The sequence below is a fragment of the Phyllobacterium sp. 01N428 genome (assembly GCF_056399405.1).
Map to the genome: position 1 here is coordinate 253,954 of NZ_JBFTRH010000007.1, position 20,565 is coordinate 274,518.

The window sequence follows — 20,565 nt, forward strand, 5'->3', positions numbered from 1 at the left end:
GATCAGCCCAGCCGCTCCACATAAACCCTAATGCGTCCGCCACAGGAAAGCCCGACCTGCCATGCCGTTTCATCGGCAACCCCGAACTCGAGCATGCGCGGCTGGCCGCTCTCGATCACCTCCATGGCCTCAGCGATAACCGCGCCTTCGACGCAGCCGCCCGATACCGAACCTTCGAAATTGCCGGAGCGATCGATGACCAGATGGCTGCCGACCGGCCTTGGCGCCGACCCCCACGTTTCGATGACAGTCGCGATGGCGACATCACGGCCATCGGACATCCAATCCTGCGCAGTCATCAAGGGATCAAGTGTTTGTTGATTGGATTCCAGCATCGTCATGCCCTCCAGCAGGCTCAATATGGGTGCGATCCCGGCGCATGGGAAGGGGTCGCCCGGTCAAGCCAGCGTTTCGGATCGTCGTTACGGTCGCGGGGCCGGCCGAGCGCCTTGCACAGATCGTCCAGCGCTTCAAGGTTATGCACGGCGCGAAAGTCATCGACATAGGGAAGCATTGCCCGAACGCCCCGGGCGCGCGGCTCGAAGCCTTCAAAGCGCAGCAAGGGATTGAGCCAGATCAGACGCCGGCACGATTTCGACAGCCGCTCCATCTCCGCTTCGAGTTCGCTTGTATCCTCCCGCTCAAGACCATCGGTAATGAGCAGGACCACGGCGCCCTGGGTCAGGACGCGGCGCGACCATTGCCTGTTGAATTCATGCAATGTCTCACCGATGCGCGTGCCACCGGACCAGTCTTTTACAACATCGGTGCACCGCGCAATGGCATCGTCAGGATCACGGTAGCGCAATGGCCGCGTGATATTGCTAAGACGCGTGCCGAAGACGAGGCAATGAACGCGCCGTCGCCTCTCCATGATCGCATGCATGAAATGCAGAAAGATGCGCGTGTACTGGCTCATCGAGCCGGAAATATCTGCAAGCACGACGAGCGGCGGGTGGACGACGCGGCGCGATCGAAACTTTGGCAGGATGAGATCGCCTCCCGTGCGCAGACTTGCCCGCATCATGGCCCGCGGATCGATGCGCCTCCCACGCGGATCGCTGCGGTAGCGCCTGGTTTCGACCTCATCGAGCGGCAGGGTTAGTTCGCGCATGGCGCGTCGCGCCTGACCGAGCTCAGCGGCGCTCATCTGCGCAAAATCCTTGGCCCGCAAGACTTCCTTGCCGGAAAATGTAAAGCGGGCGTCGATATCAATCTCCGGCGGGCGTTGACCCGGCTCCGGCTGACCATTGCCCCTGAGCAACGCCTTGGCGACCCGCGCTTCGGCTGCCCTTGCCCGTTCACGGTCCTGCGCCATCGCGACAGGGGAGAACATTGCCAGCATCTTTTCGATCAGTTCACGCGAGCGCCAATAAAGGCGGAACGCCTCATCGAATGTCGCATGGTCCTCGCGGCGCGTTACGAAAACGCTGTGCAGCGTCCAGTAGAAGTCATCCCTCGAGCCGATACCGCCGATGAGCACCGCCTGGATTGCATCCTGGACGGAGGCTGGACCGACGCGCATGCCTGCCTTGCGCAGGGTCCGGGCGAAATAGACGATATTGTCCGCAAGATGACTGCCCGAACCCGCCGCCTGCAGTGATGGTTCGAGCGCCGCCATGTCAGACGGCATTCAAGCTGGCGGCCGATTGGCGTATCTCCGACTTGACTTCGTCAAGGATGCGGCGCCCCTCGCCGCCGGCGATGCGGGCAATATCGTCCTGATATTTCAGGAGTACGCCGATCGTGTCGGATACGGCTTCAGGATCAAGGGCGAGCTTGTCCATCTCCGTCAGGGCCCCGGCCCAGTCGATGGTCTCGGCTACGCCAGGCAGCTTGAAGAGGTCGACTTCGCGCAGCTTTTGGACATAGCGGACGATCTCGTCCGAGAGGCGCTCATTGGCGGCCGGCACCTTGCGGCGGACGATTTCGAGCTCGCGTTCCGCCGAGGGGTAATCCACCCAGTGGTAGAGGCAGCGCCGCTTCAGCGCGTCATGGATTTCACGTGTACGATTGGTGGTTATGATGACAAGCGGCGGCTCGTTCGCCCGAATGGTGCCAAGCTCCGGGATCGTCACCTGATAATCCGACAGAACTTCAAGCAGGAAGGCTTCGAACGCCTCGTCCGTGCGGTCGAGTTCATCAATCAGGAAGACAGGCGCTTTGCCCTGCTCGCCCGAAAGCGCCTGCAGCACCGGCCTCCGGATCAGGTACTTTTCGGAAAACACGTTGCGCTCGATCGCATTCTTGTCGATGACGCCGCTCGCCTCGTCGAGCCGGATCTCGATCATCTGCGCCGCATAGTTCCACTCGTAGACGGCCGAGGATACGTCGAGGCCCTCATAGCACTGCAGCCGGATAAGAGGACGGCCGAGGGTGGTCGCCAGCACCTTGGCGATCTCCGTCTTGCCGACGCCCGCCTCGCCCTCAAGAAACAGCGGCCGCTTCATGCGCAAGCTCAGGAACAAGACGGTCGCCAAGGCCCGGTCCGCAACGTACCCGCCGGATTCGAGCAGGGCCAAGGTGGCCTCGATCGATTGCGGCAGGGACGAAACGGCTTGCTTGCCCATGCTGGTCCTAGTCTCCGGCGGAGTGGTAAGATCGGTTCAGGTAGATCAGGGATTTGGCCGGATCACCCATGTTGAGCGCCGTCACCTTGCCATAGATCACGTAGTGGGTGGCGACCTCGTGCGTGGCGACGATGCGGCAGTCAAAGCTTGCCAATGCATCGACGAGAACGGGCGCACCTGTCTGCAAGGTGTGCCAGTGGCCGAGGGAAAACCTGTCCTGCTGCGCAAGATCGCCCCTGCCGGAAAAGGCTTCGGACAGCGCCTGCTGGCCAAGCGAGAGGGTGTTCAGCGCAAAGACCTGGTTTTCGATAAAGAGATGATTGAGTTCATGCTCGCGGTTGAGGCAGACGAGCATCGTTGCAGGATTGTCGGAAACGGAACAGACAGCCGAAACCGTCACGCCACGACGTCCGGCCGGACCATCGGTCGCGATAATATGCACGGCTTCCGCGAAATGGCTCATCGCATTGCGGAACGCGAGCGGCTCGATCTTCTGATCCTTGGCTATAAGCAAATTTTCAATTCCGTATCTGCAGCATCAGTATCGCAACAATCGCCACAACCAAAGAGTGCGGACAAATTTTTGTTCGATCCTATTATTATATAGACCCCAATTGCGCGGAATGAAGGAAACAGTTACCGAAATAATGTAACTGGTTACCATACAACACGAAATGGCCCCCTCTTGATGAATCGCTTGCTACGCGCCGCAACATTCCTTGGCCTTCTGGTCTCGAGTGTCGCACATGCGGAGGACAGGATTGGCGTTATTGCGCCGCTTTCGGGTCCCTTTGCGCGCCTCGGCATGCAAGTGGTCGATGGTAGCACCGTAGCGGTGAATACTGTCGGAAAAGGCCAGGCGATATCGATCACCACCGCCGACGACAAATGCGACGCAGCCGGTGGTGAAGCGGCCGCGAGGCAGATGGTACAGGCCAACGTCATGATCGTCGTCGGTTTCCTTTGCGCCGACGCATTGGAGGCCGCCTTGCCGATCCTCAACCAGAAGGGCATTCCGGTCATTAGTCCGGGGGTGCGGTCGCGAACGCTGACCGAGCGGCGAGCCGAGCAACCCTATGCCGTTTTCCGGCTCGCGCCGTCCGAACAGAGCGAGGTAACGGAAACCGGCGATATTCTTGCGCAGCTATGGCATTCCACACCCTTCGCGATCATTGACGATGGCACCATCTTCGGCCGTGAACTTGCCTCCGGCGTGCGCGCGCGGCTTGAGGAGAAGGGTCTGAAGCCTGTTTTCGCCGATACGTATCGCCCCGGCCTCGACAATCAGAACGCACTGGTCGGCCGGCTCAAGCGCGCGGGCGCCACGCAGGTTTTCGTCGGCGGCGAGCGCGACGACGTTGCTGCCATCGGGCGCAGCGCCGTCGCCCTGTCCTACCCGCTCACCATCGTCAGCGGCGAGGCGCTCGGCACTGTCGGCAACGGCAGCGACCTTGCCGCCGGAACCCTGATGATAGCACCGCGCGACGCGGAAAAGCTCGACAGCGCCCGCAACGCGAAAAACGCTGTCGAACTTGCCGGGAAAGTCCCGGAAGGCTACGTCATACCGGCCTATGCCGCGACCGAGATCGCCTTGCAGGTTCTTGCCGGTGCGCAGGCGCAGCCGGGTTCCCTCAGCGAACTCCTGCACAAGAATGCTTTTGAGACAGCGCTGGGCACCGTCCAGTTTGACGCCCTGGGCGAGCGTATCGCGGATACTTACTGGGTGCAGAAGTTCGACGGAACGCAATTCGTCCTGGAGGCGAAGTGATGTCCAGCGTCAAGACAGGTCCCCGCAACCTCATCACCGATGTGGCTGGCCTGCGTGTCGGCAATGCGAGCGACGAAAAGGTAAAGTCCGGCACGACTGTGATCCTCTGCGATACGCCGGCGACCGCCGCCGTGCAGGTTCTCGGCGGTGCTCCGGGAACGCGTGAAACCGACCTTCTCGAACCGCACAATACGGTTGAATCGATCAACGCGCTCGTACTGTCGGGTGGCTCTGCTTTCGGGCTCGACGCAGCCTCGGGCGTTCAGGCGGCGCTGCGCGAAAGGGGTGTCGGCTTCGAGGTCGGCGGTCACCGCATCCCGATCGTTCCGGCTGCGATCCTCTTCGACATGATGAATGGGGGCGACAAGGATTGGGGACGCTTCCCGCCCTATCGCGAACTTGGCTACGCCGCCGTCCAGTCGGCATCGCCCGCATTCGAAATCGGAACCGCCGGAGCTGGTACCGGGGCCACTGTGGCCGGGTTGAAGGGCGGGCTCGGCTCAGCCTCTTCAATGCTGGCGAGCGGCGCGACCATCGGCGCGCTCGTTGCGGTCAACGCGCTTGGGTCGGTAACACTAGGACAAGGTAAGCATTTCTGGGCCGCGCCTTTTGAAATCGGTGAGGAGTTCGGCGGTCATGGCCTGCCCCATCCGCTTCCCACCAATACCAGTGAGATCAGAACCAAATTCAGCGAGGCAGCGGGCTCGAACACCACTATCGGCGTCATCGCGACCGATCTTGTGCTGACCAAGGCGCAGGCCAAGCGCCTGGCTATCGCCGCCCATGACGGATTTGCCCGTGCCATCTGGCCTTCCCATACGCCGTTTGACGGCGACCTCATATTCACACTGGCCACCGGCACGAGCGGCCGCATGCCGGAGGTTGGCGAATTCATCGATCTTTGCGCGGCAGCCGCTTCGACCATGTCACGGGCGATTGCCCGCGGCATATATGCCGCGGCGCCAGCCACGAACGATCCCTATCCAGTGTGGAAATCGCTGATCTAGACCGGTTTCGGTTGTGCCACCGGAACGCGCATGGTAACGGCGCGCAAGTTTTAAATTCCGGAGACTGAACATGAGCCGTCCGCTCGTCATTGCCCCATCCCTTCTCGCGTCGGATTTTTCCAAGCTCGGCGCGGAGGTAACGAGCGTCCTCGACGCGGGGGCCGATTGGGTGCACATTGATGTCATGGACGGGCACTTCGTTCCGAACATCACCTTTGGACCGGAAGTGGTCAAGGCCATCCGGCCGTTGACCGACGCGGTTTTCGATACGCACCTGATGATTGCACCCTGCGATCCATATCTTGAAGCCTTCGCCAAGGCCGGATCCGATATTCTGACCGTTCACGCCGAAGCCGGCCCGCACCTCCACCGTTCGCTGCAAACGATCCGCGCACTTGGCAAGAAGGCTGGCGTTGCGCTGAACCCCGCAACCCCGGAATCGGCCATTGAGTACGTCCTGGACGATATCGATCTCATCCTGGTCATGACGGTGAATCCCGGCTTCGGCGGCCAGAAATTTATCCACGAGACGCTGCAAAAGATACGCAAAATCAAGGCGATTATCGGAGATCGGCCGATCGATCTTGAAGTCGACGGCGGCGTCACCGCCGAAACCGCAGCGCTTGCCGCGGCGGCCGGCGCAAACGCCCTGGTTGCCGGGTCCTCAGTATTCAAGGGCGCATCTTACCGCGATAACATCGATCTCATTCGCAATGCCTGCGTGAACAGCGCGTGAGCCCGTATCGCCGCCTTGCCATTGGTTTGCTGCTCGGTCTGTTTCCAGGGGCAACTGCATCATATGCGGGCGATGCGGCGAAGCTCAATATTCTCGGTTTCTCCAAGGATGGCGGCGTTTTCGCCTTCGAGGAATACGGTATTCAGGACGGTTCCGGGTTTCCCTATGCCAACCGGTTCTACATCGATACCGCGAACGACAAGTTCCTCCCGAAGACGCCGGTGCGCGTCCGCCTCGACGATGAACATTCTTCGCTCGAGGAGGCGCGCGACAAGGCAGCGCGGGATGCGCAGGGCCTGACATCGCTCACCGACGTTGAGCTGCGGGCAAACATCGGCTTTACCGTAGGTTCGAATCCGGTAACCGAGCTTTCTGCCGATCCCTTTAAGGTAAGGGTGAACCCCCGGCCGATTTTTCCGGCGCTTGATCCAGCCCTCACCATCACGCTGGAGGAAATCGCCGCGCCGGCAAGCGAGATGTGCCAGAACATGGGAGATATCAAGGGGTTTCGCCTGACACTTGCCGAAGACAAGCCCGGCGCTCCGCCGCAGTTGCTCCATGCCGACGAAACGGTGCCGACAAGCCGGGGCTGTCCGCTCGGTTACAGCATCGGCGCCGTGCAAACCTATTATCCTCAAGGCGCATCGCCGGTTGTTGCCGTTCTTGTCGCCATTAGGGCGTTCGGCTTCGAAGGTCCCGATCACCGCTGGATGGCCGTGACCACGCGCCGCTAGCTGCGCCGACGACAAAAACCTGCGTTGAGCGATCGGCAAAGGTCTGATAGACCGCACTCAACTTTTAATTCTTCGCCGACAGGAACACATATGATCCCGCGCTATTCGCGGCCGGAAATGGTCGCCATCTGGTCCCCGGAAACGAAATTCCGCATCTGGTTCGAAATCGAGGCCCATGCCTGCGATGCGCTTGCCGAACTCGGCGTCATCCCCAAGGAAGCGGCGAAAACCATTTGGGAAAAGGGCGGCAAGGCAACGTTCGACATCGACCGCATCGACGATATCGAGCGGGAGACCAAGCACGATGTTATCGCGTTCCTGACCCACCTTGCCGAGATTGTCGGTCCGGATGCGCGCTTCGTCCATCAGGGCATGACGTCCTCGGACGTTCTCGACACCTGCTTCAACGTGCAGCTGATGCGCGCAAGCGATATCCTTCTCGCCGACCTCGACAAGCTTCTCGCCGCGCTGAAGACCCGTGCCTTCGAGCACAAGGATACCGTCACCATCGGGCGCAGCCATGGCATCCATGCCGAGCCGACCACCTTCGGCGTGAAGCTCGCCCAAGCCTATGCCGAGTTCGAACGCTGCCGCAGCCGCCTCGTCGCGGCGCGGGTTGAGATCGCCACCTGCGCCATATCCGGTGCGGTCGGGACATTTGCCAATATCGATCCATACGTTGAAGAACATGTGGCCAAGGCATTGGGAATGCAGCCGGAACCGGTTTCGACACAGGTCATTCCGCGCGACCGCCACGCCATGTACTTCGCCACGCTTGGCGTCATCGCTTCATCGATCGAACGGCTGTCCGTTGAAATCCGCCACCTCCAGCGCACCGAAGTCCTCGAAGCCGAAGAGTATTTCTCGCCGGGCCAGAAGGGTTCTTCGGCCATGCCGCACAAGCGCAATCCCGTCCTCACCGAGAACATGACCGGCCTTGCCCGCATGGTCCGCGCCTTCGCCCTGCCGGCGATGGAAAATGTTGCGCTTTGGCACGAACGCGACATCTCGCATTCGTCCGTCGAACGCATGATCGGTCCGGACGCGACAATTACGCTCGACTTCGCACTGGCCCGTCTCACCGGCGTCATCGAGAAGCTTCTCGTCTACCCGGACAACATGCTCAAGAACATGAACAAGTTCCGGGGCCTCATTCACTCGCAGCGCGTGCTGCTCGCCCTCACCCAGGCCGGCGTGTCGCGTGAGGATTCCTACCGTCTGGTGCAGCGCAACGCCATGAAGGTGTGGGAGCAGGGCAAGGATTTCCTCGAAGAACTTCTGGCCGATGCGGACGTGCGTGCCGCCCTGCCCGAAGAGACAATCCGCGAGAAGTTCGACCTCGGCTACCATACCAAGCATGTCGATACGATCTTCAAGCGCGTGTTCGGTAGCTGACGCAACAACGCTCGACCTTAAAGGCCGAGCGTTGCCGAAGTATCGGTGATCAGCCGCGTTTCGCAGGAACGATGCGGATCACATTGCCCCAGGGGTCGACGATTTCGCGTTCGTCATTGGCCGTAGCCGAGCTGAATTCCGCCCAGGCAAGCCCGGAGCGGTCATTGTCCCGACGGCCCGCGCCGCGGCTTTGCCATGAGTTTGCCGCGACGTGATGGTGGTAGCCGCCCGTCGACATGAATACGGCGCTGCCGCCGAAGCCTGCCACGGTTTCGAAACCAAGCTCCTTGTGCCACCATGCCTCCGCGTCCTTGGCATTGCCGACGCGCAAATGCAGGTGTCCGACCATCGTGCCGTCGGGAGCCGAGGACCAGGGCGTCTCGCTGCCGGGTTCCGCAACGAGGCTGCCTACATTGATCGCCTGTGTGCCCATTGCCACCGACGAACCGTTCCAGGTCCAGCTTTCATGCGGGCGATCCGCATAAATCTCGATGCCGTTGCCCTCGGGATCGGTCAGGTAGATCGCCTCGCTGACGAGATGGTCGGAAGCACCGACGATAGGCGTGCGCTTTTCGATGGCGCGCTTGGCCCAGCGCGCAAGATCAGCGCGGGCGGGCAAAAGGAATGCGGTGTGGTAAAGTCCGGCGCTGTGCGGATCGTCCGCGCGCACCGCATCTGCCTGCTCGATCTCAAGCAAGGGCGTTTCCCCCGCTCCGAGAGTGACCGATTGACCTTTGCGCGAAATCTCGCGCAGGCCCACGACCTCCTGATAATATTTTGCCAGCGTGTCGGCGTCCTTGGCCTTAATGCCGACCTTCGACACGTGGACCGGCGCCGTTGCTGCAAAGGATGTGTTCTCCATTCTCGTCTCCGCGCGGGCAGTTCCCGCTGTTGCGACGAAAGCAATAGACCCGCCAACCAGTTCCCGGCGTGTGATCGCGATGCTTTCCTCGAAAAAATCTCGTTCCCGGTAAGGTCGGATTTATCGGCACTTGATACAAGCCGAAAGCAGCGAACAGCTTGTTCACAAATATTGAACTTTAGAGCCATGATTGTTTACTAACAATGCGAGCCCGGTGAGGTGAAGCGGCGGCGCCATTATTCCTGAGATTTTGCGGAGGTGCTACACTTGCGCAATGTTGCGATCCCGAAGTGATTCTCCTAAATACGCCGCATGAAAGTCAAAGACGTCGATATTCTCATCGTTCCCGGTTACACCAATTCCGGCCCCGATCACTGGCAGACCCGCTGGGAAGCCAAGCTATCCACGGCGCGCCGCGTCGAGCAGGCGGAGTGGACGAAACCGGTGCGCGAGGACTGGGTGGCCGCGGTCGTCAAGGCGGTCGATGCGGCGACAAAACCCGTGGTGATCGTCGCGCATTCGCTTGGCGTTCCGACGTTCGTCCACGCAATTCCGGAGATCGGCGACAAGGTGAAGGGCGCGTTTCTCGTCACCCCGCCCGACGTTTCGAACCCGAAGATTCGGCCAAAGCACCTGATGACGTTCGGGCCCTACCCGCGCGAACCTTTCACCTTTCCTTCGATTGTGGTTGCCAGCCGCAACGATCACTATTGCGACTATGCGGTCGCCGAAGACCTTGCCGCCGCCTGGGGATCGCTTTTCATCGATGCCGGCGAATCCGGCCACCTGAACGCCGAATCCGGCCATGGCCCCTGGCCGGAAGGCTCCATGGTCTTTGCGCAGTTCCTGTCGCGGCTTTAGGGTTTCTTCAGCCCGTCAAGGATGCTTTGCACGCCGAGCGTCAGGTAGCCTGTATCAACGGCAAGCGCCAGGTAAGTATAGCCGAGCGCACTGAAGCGGTTGGCCATGTCGGCGTTCGCTGCATAGATCGCGGCGAACTTGCCGGCAGCCTTGGTCTTGGCGGCAATTTTAGTCAGTGGCTCAATGATTGCGTCCGAAGCTGCATTGACCTCGGCGCCCTTGCTCCAGGCGATGGAAAAATCCGACGGGCCGACGAAAATGCCGTCGATGCCTTCGACGCCGAGAATGTCGTCCAATACCTCGTAGGCGGCGATGGTTTCTATCATTGCAAAGGCGACCGTCGACTCATTTGACTCGCGCAGATAGGCGCCAGAGCCGCCCGCACCATAGCTCGCGGGCCGACCGCGCAATTGTCCCCACGACCGTTCGCCCAGCGGCGGATATTTCATCGAAGCAGCAAAAAGCCGTGCATCCTCGACGCTGTTGATCATTGGCGCCACCACGGCATCGACCCCGATGTCGAGCGCGCGGCTCGCCATATCGAAACGTCCGACCGGGATACGCACCAATGCCGGCTTCTGGTTTGCGCGCAGGACGCCGGTCAGCGCAACGACGCTCGCCGTGTCGTGGGCGCCGTGCTGCATGTCGAGAAGCACCGCATCGAGCGGGGTCCGGCACAAGGCTTCCATGAGCAGTGGGTCGGTCACGCTCGACCAGCCGGAATAGAGTGTCTCCCCAGCCCTTAGGCGCGACGCAAATGACATGTTTCTTATCCTTCTTCGATTTCGCGGCGGAGTATGGGAAACGCCGCCACGGCGGGTCAAGTCGCCGCCATAAAAAAAGCCCGGCGCTGTGGCCGGGCTTTTGGGTCATAAGGCTCGGTTCAGGAACCTTCGATCTGGCGGATCGCCTCGACCATCAGTTCTTCCATGGTGCGGCGGATACGATGGTCGGACGTGTCGATACCTGCCGTGTCGAAATCAGCGCGGATCTTGCGGAAGACATCGTCGTCACCAGCTTCCTGGAAATCCGCCTTGATGACTTCCTTTACATAGGCATCCGCTTCGTCACCGCTCTTGCCAAGCTTTTCGGCCGCCCATTGACCGAGGAGCTTGTTGCGGCGGGCCTCCGCCCTGAAACGCAGTTCTGCGTCATGCGCATACTTGTTTTCAAAGGCGTTTTTGCGATCTTCCATTGTCATCCTCAGTTGCTCCCGCAATATGATCGGTTGGTTCAATGCTTAAACTACATCCGGGCCTTGGGCGTTTTTCAGGCAGTTCCCCAATGTTTTCGCTTCTTGGGTTCATATAGCCATTTTGCACGAAATCGAAAGACCGAAATGAACCGCTGGAATCAATTTGTCGTAGATCGTTCATGGAGCACCTATATTCCACAAATCAGCGCACCTTAACAAAGGATCATTGTAGAATGCTTGCTTTTACGATAGTTAGCGCGCCAACATGACGGCGCTGCTAAGAACCGGGGCCGACCGATAACTCCAATACCGAGATTTGCAATGAACCGTCGCCGCCGTGTCTACGAAGGCAAAGCCAAAATCCTTTATGAAGGACCAGAGCCAGGCACACTCGTCCAGCACTTCAAAGACGACACCACCGTGCTGCATCCCAAGAAATCGGAAGTGATCGACGGCAAGGGCGTCCTCAACAACCGTATTTCCGAGTATATCTTCAGCCAGCTCAACCGCATGGGCATCCCGACGCATTTCATCCGCCGGCTCAACATGCGCGAACAGCTGATCAAGGAAGTCGAGATCATTCCGCTCCAGGTCGTCGTGCGCAATATCGCCGCGGGTTCGCTGGCCAAGCGGCTCGGCATCGAGGAAGGCACCGTCCTTCCACGGTCGATCATCGAGTTCTACTATAAGAATGACGAGCTCGACGATCCTATGGTTTCGGAAGAGCACATCACGGCGTTCGGCTGGGCTGCACCGCAGGAGATCGACGACATCATGGCGCTTGCCATCCGCGTCAATGATTTCCTGAGCGGCCTTTTCCTCGGTGTCGGCATCCAACTCGTCGATTTCAAGATCGAATGCGGCCGTCTCTACGAAGGCGATCTCATGCGGATCGTTCTCGCGGACGAGTTCTCGCCGGATTCGGCACGGCTCTGGGACAGCCAGACCGCCGAGAAACTCGACAAGGACCGCTTCCGCCGCGACATGGGCGGGCTTATCGAAGCCTACCAGGAAGTCGCGCGCCGTCTCGGCATCATGAATGAAAACGAGCCGACCCGCCCCGCGGGACCGGTTCTGGTCAAGTAAGCACTCATCCAATCAGCTCGGAGAAGACAAGTCGATGAAGGCACGTGTCACTGTAACCCTGAAGAATGGCGTTCTCGATCCGCAGGGCAAGGCGATTGTCGGCGCATTGGGCAGTCTCGGTTTCGATGGCGTTGGTTCCGTGCGCCAGGGCAAGGTGTTCGACGTCGAGCTCAACACTTCCGACCGCGCCGCGGCTGAGGCCAACCTCAAGGCGATGTGCGAGAAGCTTCTCGCAAATACGGTGATCGAAGATTATAGTGTGGCGATTGATTGATCACTTTTGAGGATTCGCCATGGACGGTATATCGCCCGATCTGATTTACGAAATTCTTCGGAAGATGCAGGGCGACATTGCGTCGTTGAAGGAAAACGGGCGCGAACAGCGCCAGGATAGTATTAGCGTCCGCAGTCATCTGCACCTGCTCGAGGGTGAGATGAACAATCTCAGGGCGTCGATGTCCTCGCTTCACGACCGTCTCGATCGCATCGAAAACCGTCTCGAACTTCGGGAACTCGCAGAAGCACAAGCAAGGTTTGAACCACACCCATGAAATCAGCAGTCGTTCTTCTCCCCGGCCTCAATCGTGACCGCGACATGATCGCGGCCTTGACCGACGTCTCCGGAGTCGCGCCCGAAACGGTGTGGCAGACGGACACCGAGATCCCCGATGTCGACCTTATCGTCATTCCTGGCGGGTTCTCCTATGGCGATTATCTGCGCTGCGGCGCGATTGCGGCGCGCATGCCGGTCATGCAGGCAATCCGCGAGAAGGCGAACAAGGGCGTCATGGTCATGGGCGTTTGCAACGGCTTCCAGATTCTCGTCGAGGCTGGCCTCCTGCCTGGCGCGCTTATGCGCAATGCGTCGCTGAAATTCGTCTGCCGCCAGGTGAAGCTCGAAGTCACCAATGCCAACACCGCATTTACGCGCGGCTATTCGCAGGGCCAGATCATCCGCACCCCCGTCGCCCATCATGACGGCAACTATTTTGCCGACGCGGAAACGCTTGCCCGTCTCGAAGGCAATGGCCAGGTTGTCTTCCGCTACGCCGAGGGCACCAATCCCAACGGCTCGATCAACGATATTGCAGGGGTCGTCAACGAAGCGGGCAATGTGCTCGGCCTCATGCCGCATCCGGAAAACCTTATCGCAGCTGCGCATGGCGGCACTGACGGACGCGCCCTTTTTGCCGGTATCCTCGGAGTGGCTGCCTAGCAATTATTGACGAACCCTCTGCCGGATATACAATCGACCTATATCCAGCGGGGTCGGGTCATATGCGTGTAGCAAAGTGGGGCAACAGTCTGGCGATTCGCCTTCCAGCCCACGTTGTCGATGCTCTCGAACTTCAGGAGGGCAGCGAAATCGAGATACGCATAGCGGGTGATCGCACCTTCGAAGTATCTTCCGATCAAACCCGTGAACGGGCGCTCGAGCGCATCCGCACCTTCCAGAAGAAGCTCCCACCTGATTGGAAGTTCGATCGCGACGACGCGAATGCCCGTTGAGTTCTCGGATACCGACGTTCTTGTTTATGCCTTCACCGACGATCCGAAAGGGCGGCGCGCTCAAGAACTTCTGAGCAAAGGCTGCGTCATCGGCGTCCAGATTCTGAACGAGTTCACGCATGTCGCCCGCCGCGAGCTGCGCATGGATTGGACAGAACCGAGGAGGCGCTTTCACTTGTACGCCGTCTGTGCCCCACTGTCGTGTCACTTGATGTAGCCATGCACGATGCTGCGATCAGGATTGCGCGTCGTTATAATCTTCAGCTCTTCGATTCCCTAGTTGTCGCTTGCGCCATCAATAGCGGCAGTTCGGCGCTCTGGTCCGAAGGTATGGGGGATGGAATCACCATAGATCGCCTGACAATCAGCAATCCGTTTGGTCGTCCTTGATATCGCCCGCCATTTCGTTAGGCTCCTACAGGAGCCCGGCAAATCACAGAAATAGCCGGCTCAAATGGAGGAACGTTCAATGAAGCTATATTCCCGGCCGCTATCTCCCTATTCCTCCATCATCCGTTGCATTGCCTATTACAAGCAGGCGCCGATCAAGATCGTTGCCCCGCCGCCCGGCTCGCCGATTCCGGAGGAATTCCGGGCGATTTCGCCTTTCAATCGAATCCCGGTCCTGATTACCGGCTCCGGCCTTACGGTGATCGAAGCCACCGTCATTGCCGAGTATCTGGAAGAGCATTTTCCCGAACCGCCGCTTTTGCCGGCGGACTCGCGCGACCGCGCTATTGTGCGGATGCTGGCGCGCGCGGCGGAGCTCGAGGTGCTCGCGCCCACCATGGAACTCCTTGAACTGCTGTTCATGAAGTCCAAGGACGAGGCGCGCATCAGCAAATTGTTCAAGCAGATGGAGATCGGTCTTGCGGAAGTAGAAAACCGGCTCGGCCATGGACCTTATGCACTCGGTGAAGAGATGACGCTCGCCGATGCATGGCTGACGCCGACCCGATTTGTCATGAACCCCTTCCGCCAATTGGCAAATCGTCCTGACCTGCTAGCTTCCTACCCGAGGTTCGACGCGCTTGAGCAACGGATTATTCAGGATCCGGTGCTATCGCTCGTCTGGTACGAGATGGTGGACGGCCTCAAAATATTCCTCGGGGAGCTCGAAACCGCCTGATCCCCATTCCCGCATAATCCCGGTGCCGAACAGTGGTTCCGGACAGCTTATGCATAGATGTCCTCTGCGCCCACGCGAAGTGGCGCAGTCGTGGAGAACGCCGCATGAAGACGCCGACGATCGGTATTGCCCTGATGATTTCGCTCGCTGCACTCGCCGGATGCCAATCCAAGAGCAAGCCCGGACCGGGCAGCCTTGCCTTCAATTCTGAGAAGGCCGCGCTGCCGACGATGGAACGCGTTGCGCTCGCCGCGAATGCTTGCTGGTTCAAGTCCGGCGATGCAACGTTCAAGCCCTACCGTCTTGCCCCTGAACTCGATTCCTATTCGGGAAGGCCGCGCATCCTCGTCGTACCGGCTAGCAATCCCGGCGGACGGCCTTTGCTCGTCGTTCATGCCGAGGGCAACCCTGCAAAGGTCGAGGCGTTTGGCCCGCTGATGATGCATTCTTCCGGCAACCGCATCGCAGCAGACGTTCGCCGCTGGGCGGGCGGACAATCGTCCTGCGCAGCGAGCGGCTAGAGTCGCCGTCATCGTCGCGTTGCCCGGACCTCCCTCTCCTCCGTCGTGCACGCGCCTCCCTCTCCACCGTCATCCTCGGGCCCTTGACCCGAGGACCCATTTTTCCTTTCGACGGTCAACAGCTTCCACGTGGATCCTCGGACCAAGGGCCCAGGGATGAGGGAAAGGGCGGTGAATATACCGCGAAATGGTTTTTCAGATGGGTCCTCAGACCTACAGTCCGAAGAACGTCGGTAGGACCGATAACGGCGAGGTTTATCCCGAGAAGTAGTTACCGAGATCGGCTTCGATGTGATCGCGCGTCAGGCCGAGGTCCTTAAGCCCGTCTTCGCCGAGGGAGCCAAGCTCAAGCCGCGACCGCCGCCGGTCGATTGCATTTCCCCCCAGCCGAATAGACGGCCGAAACGGTTGCTGTGCGCATGTACTGCCAAGCCTGGATGAACGGGCCTGGCGGGATCGATATAGGTCGTACCCATTACTGCCTCCAAATGTCATCACTTGCGCAATATCTCGTCATAAGCGTTGCGCCACACAAAAGCGTGCGGCGCCCGCAGGTTGCATCAATCCCAGAAGAAGCGCTTGACCTCGCGTCGCGCTTCGGCGGGTGCAATGCCAATGTCTTCGAGAAGATCGTTGCTCAGCTCGCTGAGATGGATGCGCGTACGCCGCTTCAGCATTGCACGACCAAACCAATTGACGAGCGCAACAATTGTCACGGTCCGCGAGGGTGTCGATAACCGACGAATTTCGCTCGTGCCAGCGCAATCCGCGCCTATTGTCTCTATTGTGCTCATAATTGGCTCCTTTAAGCCGGTCATTGACTCTTATTTTGTATGATTGTCTCTATGTATTGACTCAATTGGAAGCGCAATATATTAATTGTCACCATGACAAATTGGCTTCCGAATCTTGAACCTGGCAAAGGCCCGCTTTATTTACAGTTGGCCGAGCGTATTGAATCCGACATTGCCGAAGGCGTGCTCGCCCCCGGCACGAAGCTTCCGCCGCAGCGCAACCTTGCCTTCGATATCGGTGTCACGATTGGCACCGTCGGGCGTGCTTACAATCTCATTCGGGAGCGAGGCCTAGTCAGCGGCGAAGTCGGTCGCGGGACATATGTCACCGAGCGCAGGGAATCGGTACTTGAACACCCGTCCCCACGCACCGAGACGTTTGGCGGCACGCGCAACCAGGCGGTCGAACCTGGGAGAATACGGCTCGATAGCACGGCCGCCATCGACGTCGGCCAATCGGAAGCGATGGCAAGGTTGCTGGCCGGCGTAACCAAGCAATATCCCTCGGAAATCGCAAGCTACTCTCGCACCCTGCCCGCCTCCTGGCAGGCAGCCGGCAGCCGCTGGCTTTCAGCAGTTGGATGGGTGCCGGAGCCCGCGTCGATTGTCCCGACGCTCGGTGCTCACTCTGCGATTCTCGCAATCATCGCCGCTGTGACGGTTCCCGGCGACCGCATCGCTTTCGAGGAACTGACCTATTGCTCGGCTGCCCGCAGCGCCAACCTCATGGGACGGCGAAGCATCATCATACAGACCGAGAACGGCTCGCTCACCCCTGGCGATTTCGAACGGCATTGCGCCCAGCAGCACCCGAAGCTCGTCTTCCTGATGCCTTCGTTGCACAATCCAACGGCCGTCACCATGCCGGAAGACGACCGGCGCGCAATTGTCGATATTGCGCGGCGCTACAATGTCTGGCTCATCGAAGATGAGATCTACGGTTCGCTCACCCGCCACGATCACGTCAAATTTGCCGAACTCGCGCCGGAGCGGACATTTCACATCGGCGGGCTGTCGAAATCCGTGGCCGCCGGCATTCGCAGCGGCTGGGTCGCCTGCCCGCCTCACCTCTCGGCCCGCGTCCTCACGGCCCACAAGATGGTCAGCGGCGGCGTTCCCTTCATGATGATGGAACTCAGCGCCCAACTGGTCAATACCGGCGAAGCTGATAGTATCCGCAACGAGGTATGCGCCGAAGTGAACGCACGCGAGGCTTTGGCGCGCTCCGTCTTTACCGGCATGGAATTCGCGTCGCAGCCGCATTCTCCGTTCCTGTGGATGAAACTGCCTGATCCATGGCTCTCCGGCACTTTCAAGAACGCCGCGCTCAATGAGGGCGTAATGATTGACGACGAGGACGAGTTCAAGGCCGGACGCAGCGAAAAGGTGTTTCACCGTGTGCGCGTCGGCCTGACCGTCCCGACGACCCGCCAAGAGCTCGGCCAGGGTCTGTCGGTGTTGCGCCGCCTGATGGAGTCTGACAACGCGAGCTACGATAGCTATTCGTAGTGAGCGAGTGAGTAGTGAGTAGTCAAGCGAGGGCGTCTTTGGGTAGGTAGGTGGACACCTGTCGGTGCGTGCGTGACCTCTCCCTCCTCCGACCGACTGGCACCTTTACCCGCGCCCCTCCACCCTCGGACCAAATGGCACCTCGCCGTTACCCTCCCACTCTCCTTCATCCTCGGGCCTGACCCGAGGATCCACCTTCAACCCGTCACCAGCCCGGCAAAATCGAAGATCTTGCGGTCGAGCAGATGGCTCGGCCGGGTGTTGGCGAGGGCGCGGATCATCGTTTCCTTGCGGCCCGGCATGCGCCTTTCGATGTCGGCCAGCATGGCCTTCATGGCGTTGCGCTGCAGGCCCTCCTGGCTGCCGCACAGATCGCAAGGAATGATCGGAAACTGCATGGCGCCCGCAAACTTTTCCAGATCATCTTCCGCGCAATAACTCAACGGCCGCAGCACCATCAGGTCGCCTTCGTCGTTGAGAAGCTTTGGCGGCATTGCTGCGAGCCGTCCGCCGTGGAAGAGGTTCATGAAGAAGGTTTCGAGAATGTCCTCGCGGTGATGGCCGAGGACCAGCGCAGCGCAACCCTCTTCCCGCGCGACGCGGTAGAGATGTCCGCGACGCAGGCGCGAGCACAGCGAACAATAGGTCTGGTTTTCGGCGATCTTGTCCGTGACCACCGAATAGGTGTCCTGATATTCGATGCGGTGCTCGATACCGTTGGCTTTCAGGAAATCCGGCAGAATATTCTTGGGAAAATTCGGCTGCCCCTGGTCGAGATTGCAGGCGAGGAGTTCGACAGGCAGCAGACCGCGCCATTTGAGGTCGAGCAACAAGGCCAGCAGCCCATAGGAGTCCTTGCCGCCGGAAAGTCCGATCAGCCAGCGCTCGCCGGGCTTGACCATGGCGAAATCCTCGAACGCCTGGCGCGTTTGGCGCAGGAGCCGCTTGCGCAACTTGTTGAACTCGACGGAGGACGGCACGCCGAGAAACATCGGATGGCAGCCGCTTGCGTCGGTGAGGTCAAGCTCATGGATGGTCATGGAAGTATCCCGCTACGATCCGGTTCGTCGCCTTCATTGCATCGCAGGATCGCCGAAGGCAAGTCCTTCATTGTCCGAAGACGGACCAGCCGGTGCGCTGGGCCAGCAATTCGAGCGCGGCCGACCCGAGCAGCGAGTTGCCGTTCTCGTTCAGTCCCGGCGACCAGACGGCCATCGAGGCTTTGCCCGGCGCCACGGCAAGAATGCCGCCGCCAACACCGCTCTTGCCCGGCAGGCCGACGCGATAGGCAAAATCGCCGGAGCCGTCATAATGCCCGCACATCAGCATCAGCGCGTTGATACGCCGCGCCCGGCCCGGTGAAACGACGCTGCCGCCATTGAGCGGATTGCGGCCGGTCGACGCAAGATAAAGCCCGGCATGAGCGAGCTGGCGGCACGACATGGCGATAGCGCAATGGTGGAAATAGACCCCGAGGACATGCTCGACGGGATGATTGAGATTGCCGAAAGCGCGCATGAAATTGGCAAGCGCGATATTGCGATAGCCGGTCTGCGTTTCGGAACGCGCAACGTTCTCATCAATGGCGATAGTTTCATCATCGGCGACGTGGCGAATGAACTGCACGATTTCCCCGATCGCCTCCCTCGGTTGATGCCCGGCAAGAACCACGTCCGCAACGGCGATCGCACCCGCATTGATAAAGGGATTACGCGGCTTCCCCTTCTCCTGCTCAAGCTGGACAATGGAATTGAAGGCGTTGCCGGAAGGCTCACGGCCGACCCTCTTCCACAGCCCGTCGCCGATCTTGCCGAGCGCAAGCGTCAGCGTGAACACCTTGGAAATGCTCTGTATGGAGAAATTGGTTTCGGCATCGCCGGCGACGTGGACCTTCCCGTCAACCGTTATCATGGCGATGCCGAACTGTTTCGGGTCCACCGTCGCGAGTTCCGGAATGTAATCGGCAAGTTTGCCCTCGCCGATGCGGCCGGAAAGGTCGCTATAGACACTGTCGACGATAGCCTGAAGGTCGGTCATGGCCGGACTCCGGTTGAAAAAAAAGCCGCCGAGATTTCTCCGGGCGGCTTTTTCTGAAATTCAGAACTGATTAACGCGAATAGAATTCGACGACCAGGTTCGGTTCCATCTGTACAGCGTATGGCACGTCGGAGAAAGCCGGAACGCGGCTGTACTTGGCAACCATCTTGTTGTGATCGACTTCGAGATATTCGGGAACATCGCGTTCAGCGAGCTGAACCGATTCCAGAACGATCACGAGCTGCTTCGACTTTTCGCGAACTTCGATGACGTCGCCAGCCTTGCAGATATAGGACTGGATGTTCGTGCGGCGGCCGTTGACGTTGACGTGGCCGTGGTTGACGAACTGGCGCGCGGCGAAGATCGTCGGAACGAACTTGGCGCGATAAACGATCGCGTCGAGACGCGACTCGAGCAAACCGATCAGCTGTTCGCCGGTGTCACCCTTGCGGCGTGCAGCTTCCTCATAGGTCTTGCGGAACTGCTTTTCCGAAATGTCGCCGTAGAAACCTTTGAGCTTCTGCTTGGCGCGCAGCTGCACACCGAAGTCGGAAAGCTTGCTCTTGCGGCGCTGGCCATGCTGGCCCGGGCCGTATTCGCGGCGGTTTACCGGGGATTTCGGACGGCCCCAGATGTTTTCGCCAAGACGGCGGTCAATTTTATACTTGGACGATTCGCGCTTGCTCATCGCATTTCCTTTCAACAAATACGAACCGGAGCTCACGCGCCGGTTCAAGGAAACGCGCCCTCCTCTGCCTCCTTTGTGTGAAGACTGACAGAATGATTCACGCACGCATTGCGAAATCACTCACGGGACACGTCAAATGAAACGCAGAGCCGTTGGGCCCTGCG

At 59.7% G+C, this 20,565-nt stretch carries 26 protein-coding genes; 14 read left to right on the top strand and 12 right to left on the bottom strand.

Annotated elements, in window-relative coordinates; genetic code table 11:
* Nucleotides 1-2: 2 nt before the first annotated feature.
* Genes AC1DNI_RS18170 through AC1DNI_RS18185 form a run of 4 tightly spaced genes read right to left on the bottom strand, consistent with a single transcriptional unit; the run spans nucleotide 3 to nucleotide 3,033 of the window.
* The gene (locus AC1DNI_RS18170; protein WP_027231614.1) at nucleotides 3-335 is read right to left on the bottom strand and encodes an XdhC family protein; all 333 of its coding nucleotides are present in this window, start codon (nucleotides 333-335) and stop codon (nucleotides 3-5) included.
* A 20-nt stretch (nucleotides 336-355) separates the two neighbouring features.
* The gene (locus tag AC1DNI_RS18175) at nucleotides 356-1,633 is read right to left on the bottom strand and encodes a vWA domain-containing protein (RefSeq protein ID WP_477692851.1); all 1,278 of its coding nucleotides are present in this window, start codon (nucleotides 1,631-1,633) and stop codon (nucleotides 356-358) included.
* On the bottom strand, nucleotides 1,623-2,570 hold the full coding sequence (locus tag AC1DNI_RS18180) for an AAA family ATPase (RefSeq protein ID WP_477692852.1): 948 nt from the start codon (nucleotides 2,568-2,570) through the stop codon (nucleotides 1,623-1,625). The genes AC1DNI_RS18175 and AC1DNI_RS18180 overlap by 11 nt, the downstream gene beginning before the upstream one ends.
* Nucleotides 2,571-2,577: 7 nt before the next feature.
* A complete protein-coding gene (locus AC1DNI_RS18185) occupies nucleotides 2,578-3,033 on the bottom strand; it encodes a flavin reductase (RefSeq protein ID WP_477692894.1) in 456 nt (151 codons plus the stop codon).
* Nucleotides 3,034-3,258: 225 nt separating this feature from the next.
* Here AC1DNI_RS18185 and AC1DNI_RS18190 point away from each other — a divergent pair, with 225 nt between their 5' ends.
* The 5 genes from AC1DNI_RS18190 (at nucleotide 3,259) to purB (ending at nucleotide 8,210) form a co-directional block, all read left to right on the top strand.
* Nucleotides 3,259-4,338 (top strand): branched-chain amino acid ABC transporter substrate-binding protein, encoded by a 1,080-nt coding sequence (locus tag AC1DNI_RS18190; RefSeq protein ID WP_477692853.1) that lies wholly within the window; start codon nucleotides 3,259-3,261, stop codon nucleotides 4,336-4,338.
* Nucleotides 4,338-5,345: a P1 family peptidase gene (locus AC1DNI_RS18195; protein WP_477692854.1), complete on the top strand. Its 1,008-nt coding sequence runs from the start codon at nucleotides 4,338-4,340 to the stop codon at nucleotides 5,343-5,345. Before AC1DNI_RS18190 ends, AC1DNI_RS18195 begins: the two co-directional genes overlap by 1 nt.
* Nucleotides 5,346-5,415: 70 nt before the next feature.
* Entirely contained in the window at nucleotides 5,416-6,081 is a 666-nt protein-coding gene (rpe, locus tag AC1DNI_RS18200) for a ribulose-phosphate 3-epimerase (protein ID WP_477692855.1), read from the top strand.
* The gene (locus AC1DNI_RS18205) at nucleotides 6,078-6,815 is read left to right on the top strand and encodes a DUF2259 domain-containing protein (protein ID WP_477692856.1); all 738 of its coding nucleotides are present in this window, start codon (nucleotides 6,078-6,080) and stop codon (nucleotides 6,813-6,815) included. The genes rpe and AC1DNI_RS18205 overlap by 4 nt, the downstream gene beginning before the upstream one ends.
* A 90-nt stretch (nucleotides 6,816-6,905) precedes the next feature.
* A complete protein-coding gene (purB, locus tag AC1DNI_RS18210; protein WP_477692857.1) occupies nucleotides 6,906-8,210 on the top strand; it encodes an adenylosuccinate lyase in 1,305 nt (434 codons plus the stop codon).
* Nucleotides 8,211-8,259: 49 nt separating this feature from the next.
* Here the strand turns inward: purB and AC1DNI_RS18215 are convergent, their stop codons facing one another.
* Nucleotides 8,260-9,153 (bottom strand): VOC family protein, encoded by an 894-nt coding sequence (locus AC1DNI_RS18215; RefSeq protein ID WP_477692895.1) that lies wholly within the window; start codon nucleotides 9,151-9,153, stop codon nucleotides 8,260-8,262.
* Between the two features lie 231 nt (nucleotides 9,154-9,384).
* Between AC1DNI_RS18215 and AC1DNI_RS18220 the strand changes: the two genes are divergently transcribed.
* Nucleotides 9,385-9,933: an RBBP9/YdeN family alpha/beta hydrolase gene (locus AC1DNI_RS18220; RefSeq protein ID WP_027231623.1), complete on the top strand. Its 549-nt coding sequence runs from the start codon at nucleotides 9,385-9,387 to the stop codon at nucleotides 9,931-9,933.
* On the opposite strand, the gene AC1DNI_RS18225 is transcribed toward AC1DNI_RS18220, so the two are convergent.
* Together AC1DNI_RS18225 and AC1DNI_RS18230 are read right to left on the bottom strand one after the other, a co-directional pair.
* The gene (locus AC1DNI_RS18225; RefSeq protein ID WP_477692858.1) at nucleotides 9,930-10,697 is read right to left on the bottom strand and encodes an HpcH/HpaI aldolase family protein; all 768 of its coding nucleotides are present in this window, start codon (nucleotides 10,695-10,697) and stop codon (nucleotides 9,930-9,932) included. The two genes, AC1DNI_RS18220 and AC1DNI_RS18225, sit on opposite strands and share 4 nt — an antisense overlap.
* A gap of 119 nt (nucleotides 10,698-10,816) precedes the next feature.
* A complete protein-coding gene (locus tag AC1DNI_RS18230) occupies nucleotides 10,817-11,134 on the bottom strand; it encodes a DUF1476 domain-containing protein (protein ID WP_027231625.1) in 318 nt (105 codons plus the stop codon).
* A 315-nt stretch (nucleotides 11,135-11,449) separates the two neighbouring features.
* On the opposite strand from AC1DNI_RS18230, the gene purC reads away from it, so the two are divergent.
* The 7 genes from purC (at nucleotide 11,450) to AC1DNI_RS18265 (ending at nucleotide 15,373) form a co-directional block, all read left to right on the top strand.
* Nucleotides 11,450-12,214, top strand: coding sequence for a phosphoribosylaminoimidazolesuccinocarboxamide synthase (purC, locus tag AC1DNI_RS18235; protein WP_027231626.1), 765 nt, complete (start codon nucleotides 11,450-11,452; stop codon nucleotides 12,212-12,214).
* Nucleotides 12,215-12,248: 34 nt separating this feature from the next.
* The gene (purS, locus tag AC1DNI_RS18240; RefSeq protein ID WP_027231627.1) at nucleotides 12,249-12,488 is read left to right on the top strand and encodes a phosphoribosylformylglycinamidine synthase subunit PurS; all 240 of its coding nucleotides are present in this window, start codon (nucleotides 12,249-12,251) and stop codon (nucleotides 12,486-12,488) included.
* Nucleotides 12,489-12,507: 19 nt separating this feature from the next.
* Complete coding sequence (locus tag AC1DNI_RS18245; protein ID WP_091921908.1) at nucleotides 12,508-12,765, top strand: hypothetical protein; 258 nt, start codon at nucleotides 12,508-12,510, stop codon at nucleotides 12,763-12,765.
* Complete coding sequence (purQ, locus tag AC1DNI_RS18250; RefSeq protein WP_477692859.1) at nucleotides 12,762-13,430, top strand: phosphoribosylformylglycinamidine synthase subunit PurQ; 669 nt, start codon at nucleotides 12,762-12,764, stop codon at nucleotides 13,428-13,430. The genes AC1DNI_RS18245 and purQ overlap by 4 nt, the downstream gene beginning before the upstream one ends.
* A 62-nt stretch (nucleotides 13,431-13,492) precedes the next feature.
* Nucleotides 13,493-13,723: an AbrB/MazE/SpoVT family DNA-binding domain-containing protein gene (locus AC1DNI_RS18255; RefSeq protein ID WP_477692860.1), complete on the top strand. Its 231-nt coding sequence runs from the start codon at nucleotides 13,493-13,495 to the stop codon at nucleotides 13,721-13,723.
* A 469-nt stretch (nucleotides 13,724-14,192) separates the two neighbouring features.
* Entirely contained in the window at nucleotides 14,193-14,852 is a 660-nt protein-coding gene (locus AC1DNI_RS18260; protein WP_477692861.1) for a glutathione S-transferase family protein, read from the top strand.
* A 104-nt stretch (nucleotides 14,853-14,956) separates the two neighbouring features.
* On the top strand, nucleotides 14,957-15,373 hold the full coding sequence (locus AC1DNI_RS18265; protein WP_228018147.1) for a hypothetical protein: 417 nt from the start codon (nucleotides 14,957-14,959) through the stop codon (nucleotides 15,371-15,373).
* A gap of 255 nt (nucleotides 15,374-15,628) precedes the next feature.
* Here AC1DNI_RS18265 and AC1DNI_RS18270 read toward each other — a convergent pair whose 3' ends face one another.
* Nucleotides 15,629-15,868, bottom strand: coding sequence for a DUF1127 domain-containing protein (locus AC1DNI_RS18270; protein ID WP_477692896.1), 240 nt, complete (start codon nucleotides 15,866-15,868; stop codon nucleotides 15,629-15,631).
* Between the two features lie 65 nt (nucleotides 15,869-15,933).
* Complete coding sequence (locus AC1DNI_RS18275) at nucleotides 15,934-16,167, bottom strand: DUF1127 domain-containing protein (RefSeq protein ID WP_477692862.1); 234 nt, start codon at nucleotides 16,165-16,167, stop codon at nucleotides 15,934-15,936.
* A 93-nt stretch (nucleotides 16,168-16,260) separates the two neighbouring features.
* Between AC1DNI_RS18275 and AC1DNI_RS18280 the strand changes: the two genes are divergently transcribed.
* On the top strand, nucleotides 16,261-17,676 hold the full coding sequence (locus AC1DNI_RS18280) for an aminotransferase-like domain-containing protein (RefSeq protein WP_477692863.1): 1,416 nt from the start codon (nucleotides 16,261-16,263) through the stop codon (nucleotides 17,674-17,676).
* A gap of 197 nt (nucleotides 17,677-17,873) precedes the next feature.
* Here the strand turns inward: AC1DNI_RS18280 and ttcA are convergent, their stop codons facing one another.
* From ttcA to rpsD, 3 genes are all read right to left on the bottom strand, one after another.
* Nucleotides 17,874-18,716, bottom strand: coding sequence for a tRNA 2-thiocytidine(32) synthetase TtcA (ttcA, locus tag AC1DNI_RS18285; protein WP_477692864.1), 843 nt, complete (start codon nucleotides 18,714-18,716; stop codon nucleotides 17,874-17,876).
* 67 nt (nucleotides 18,717-18,783) lie between these two features.
* The gene (locus tag AC1DNI_RS18290) at nucleotides 18,784-19,713 is read right to left on the bottom strand and encodes a glutaminase (RefSeq protein WP_477692865.1); all 930 of its coding nucleotides are present in this window, start codon (nucleotides 19,711-19,713) and stop codon (nucleotides 18,784-18,786) included.
* A 70-nt stretch (nucleotides 19,714-19,783) separates the two neighbouring features.
* Entirely contained in the window at nucleotides 19,784-20,401 is a 618-nt protein-coding gene (gene rpsD / locus AC1DNI_RS18295) for a 30S ribosomal protein S4 (protein ID WP_027231636.1), read from the bottom strand.
* Between the last annotated feature and the right edge of the window lie 164 nt (nucleotides 20,402-20,565).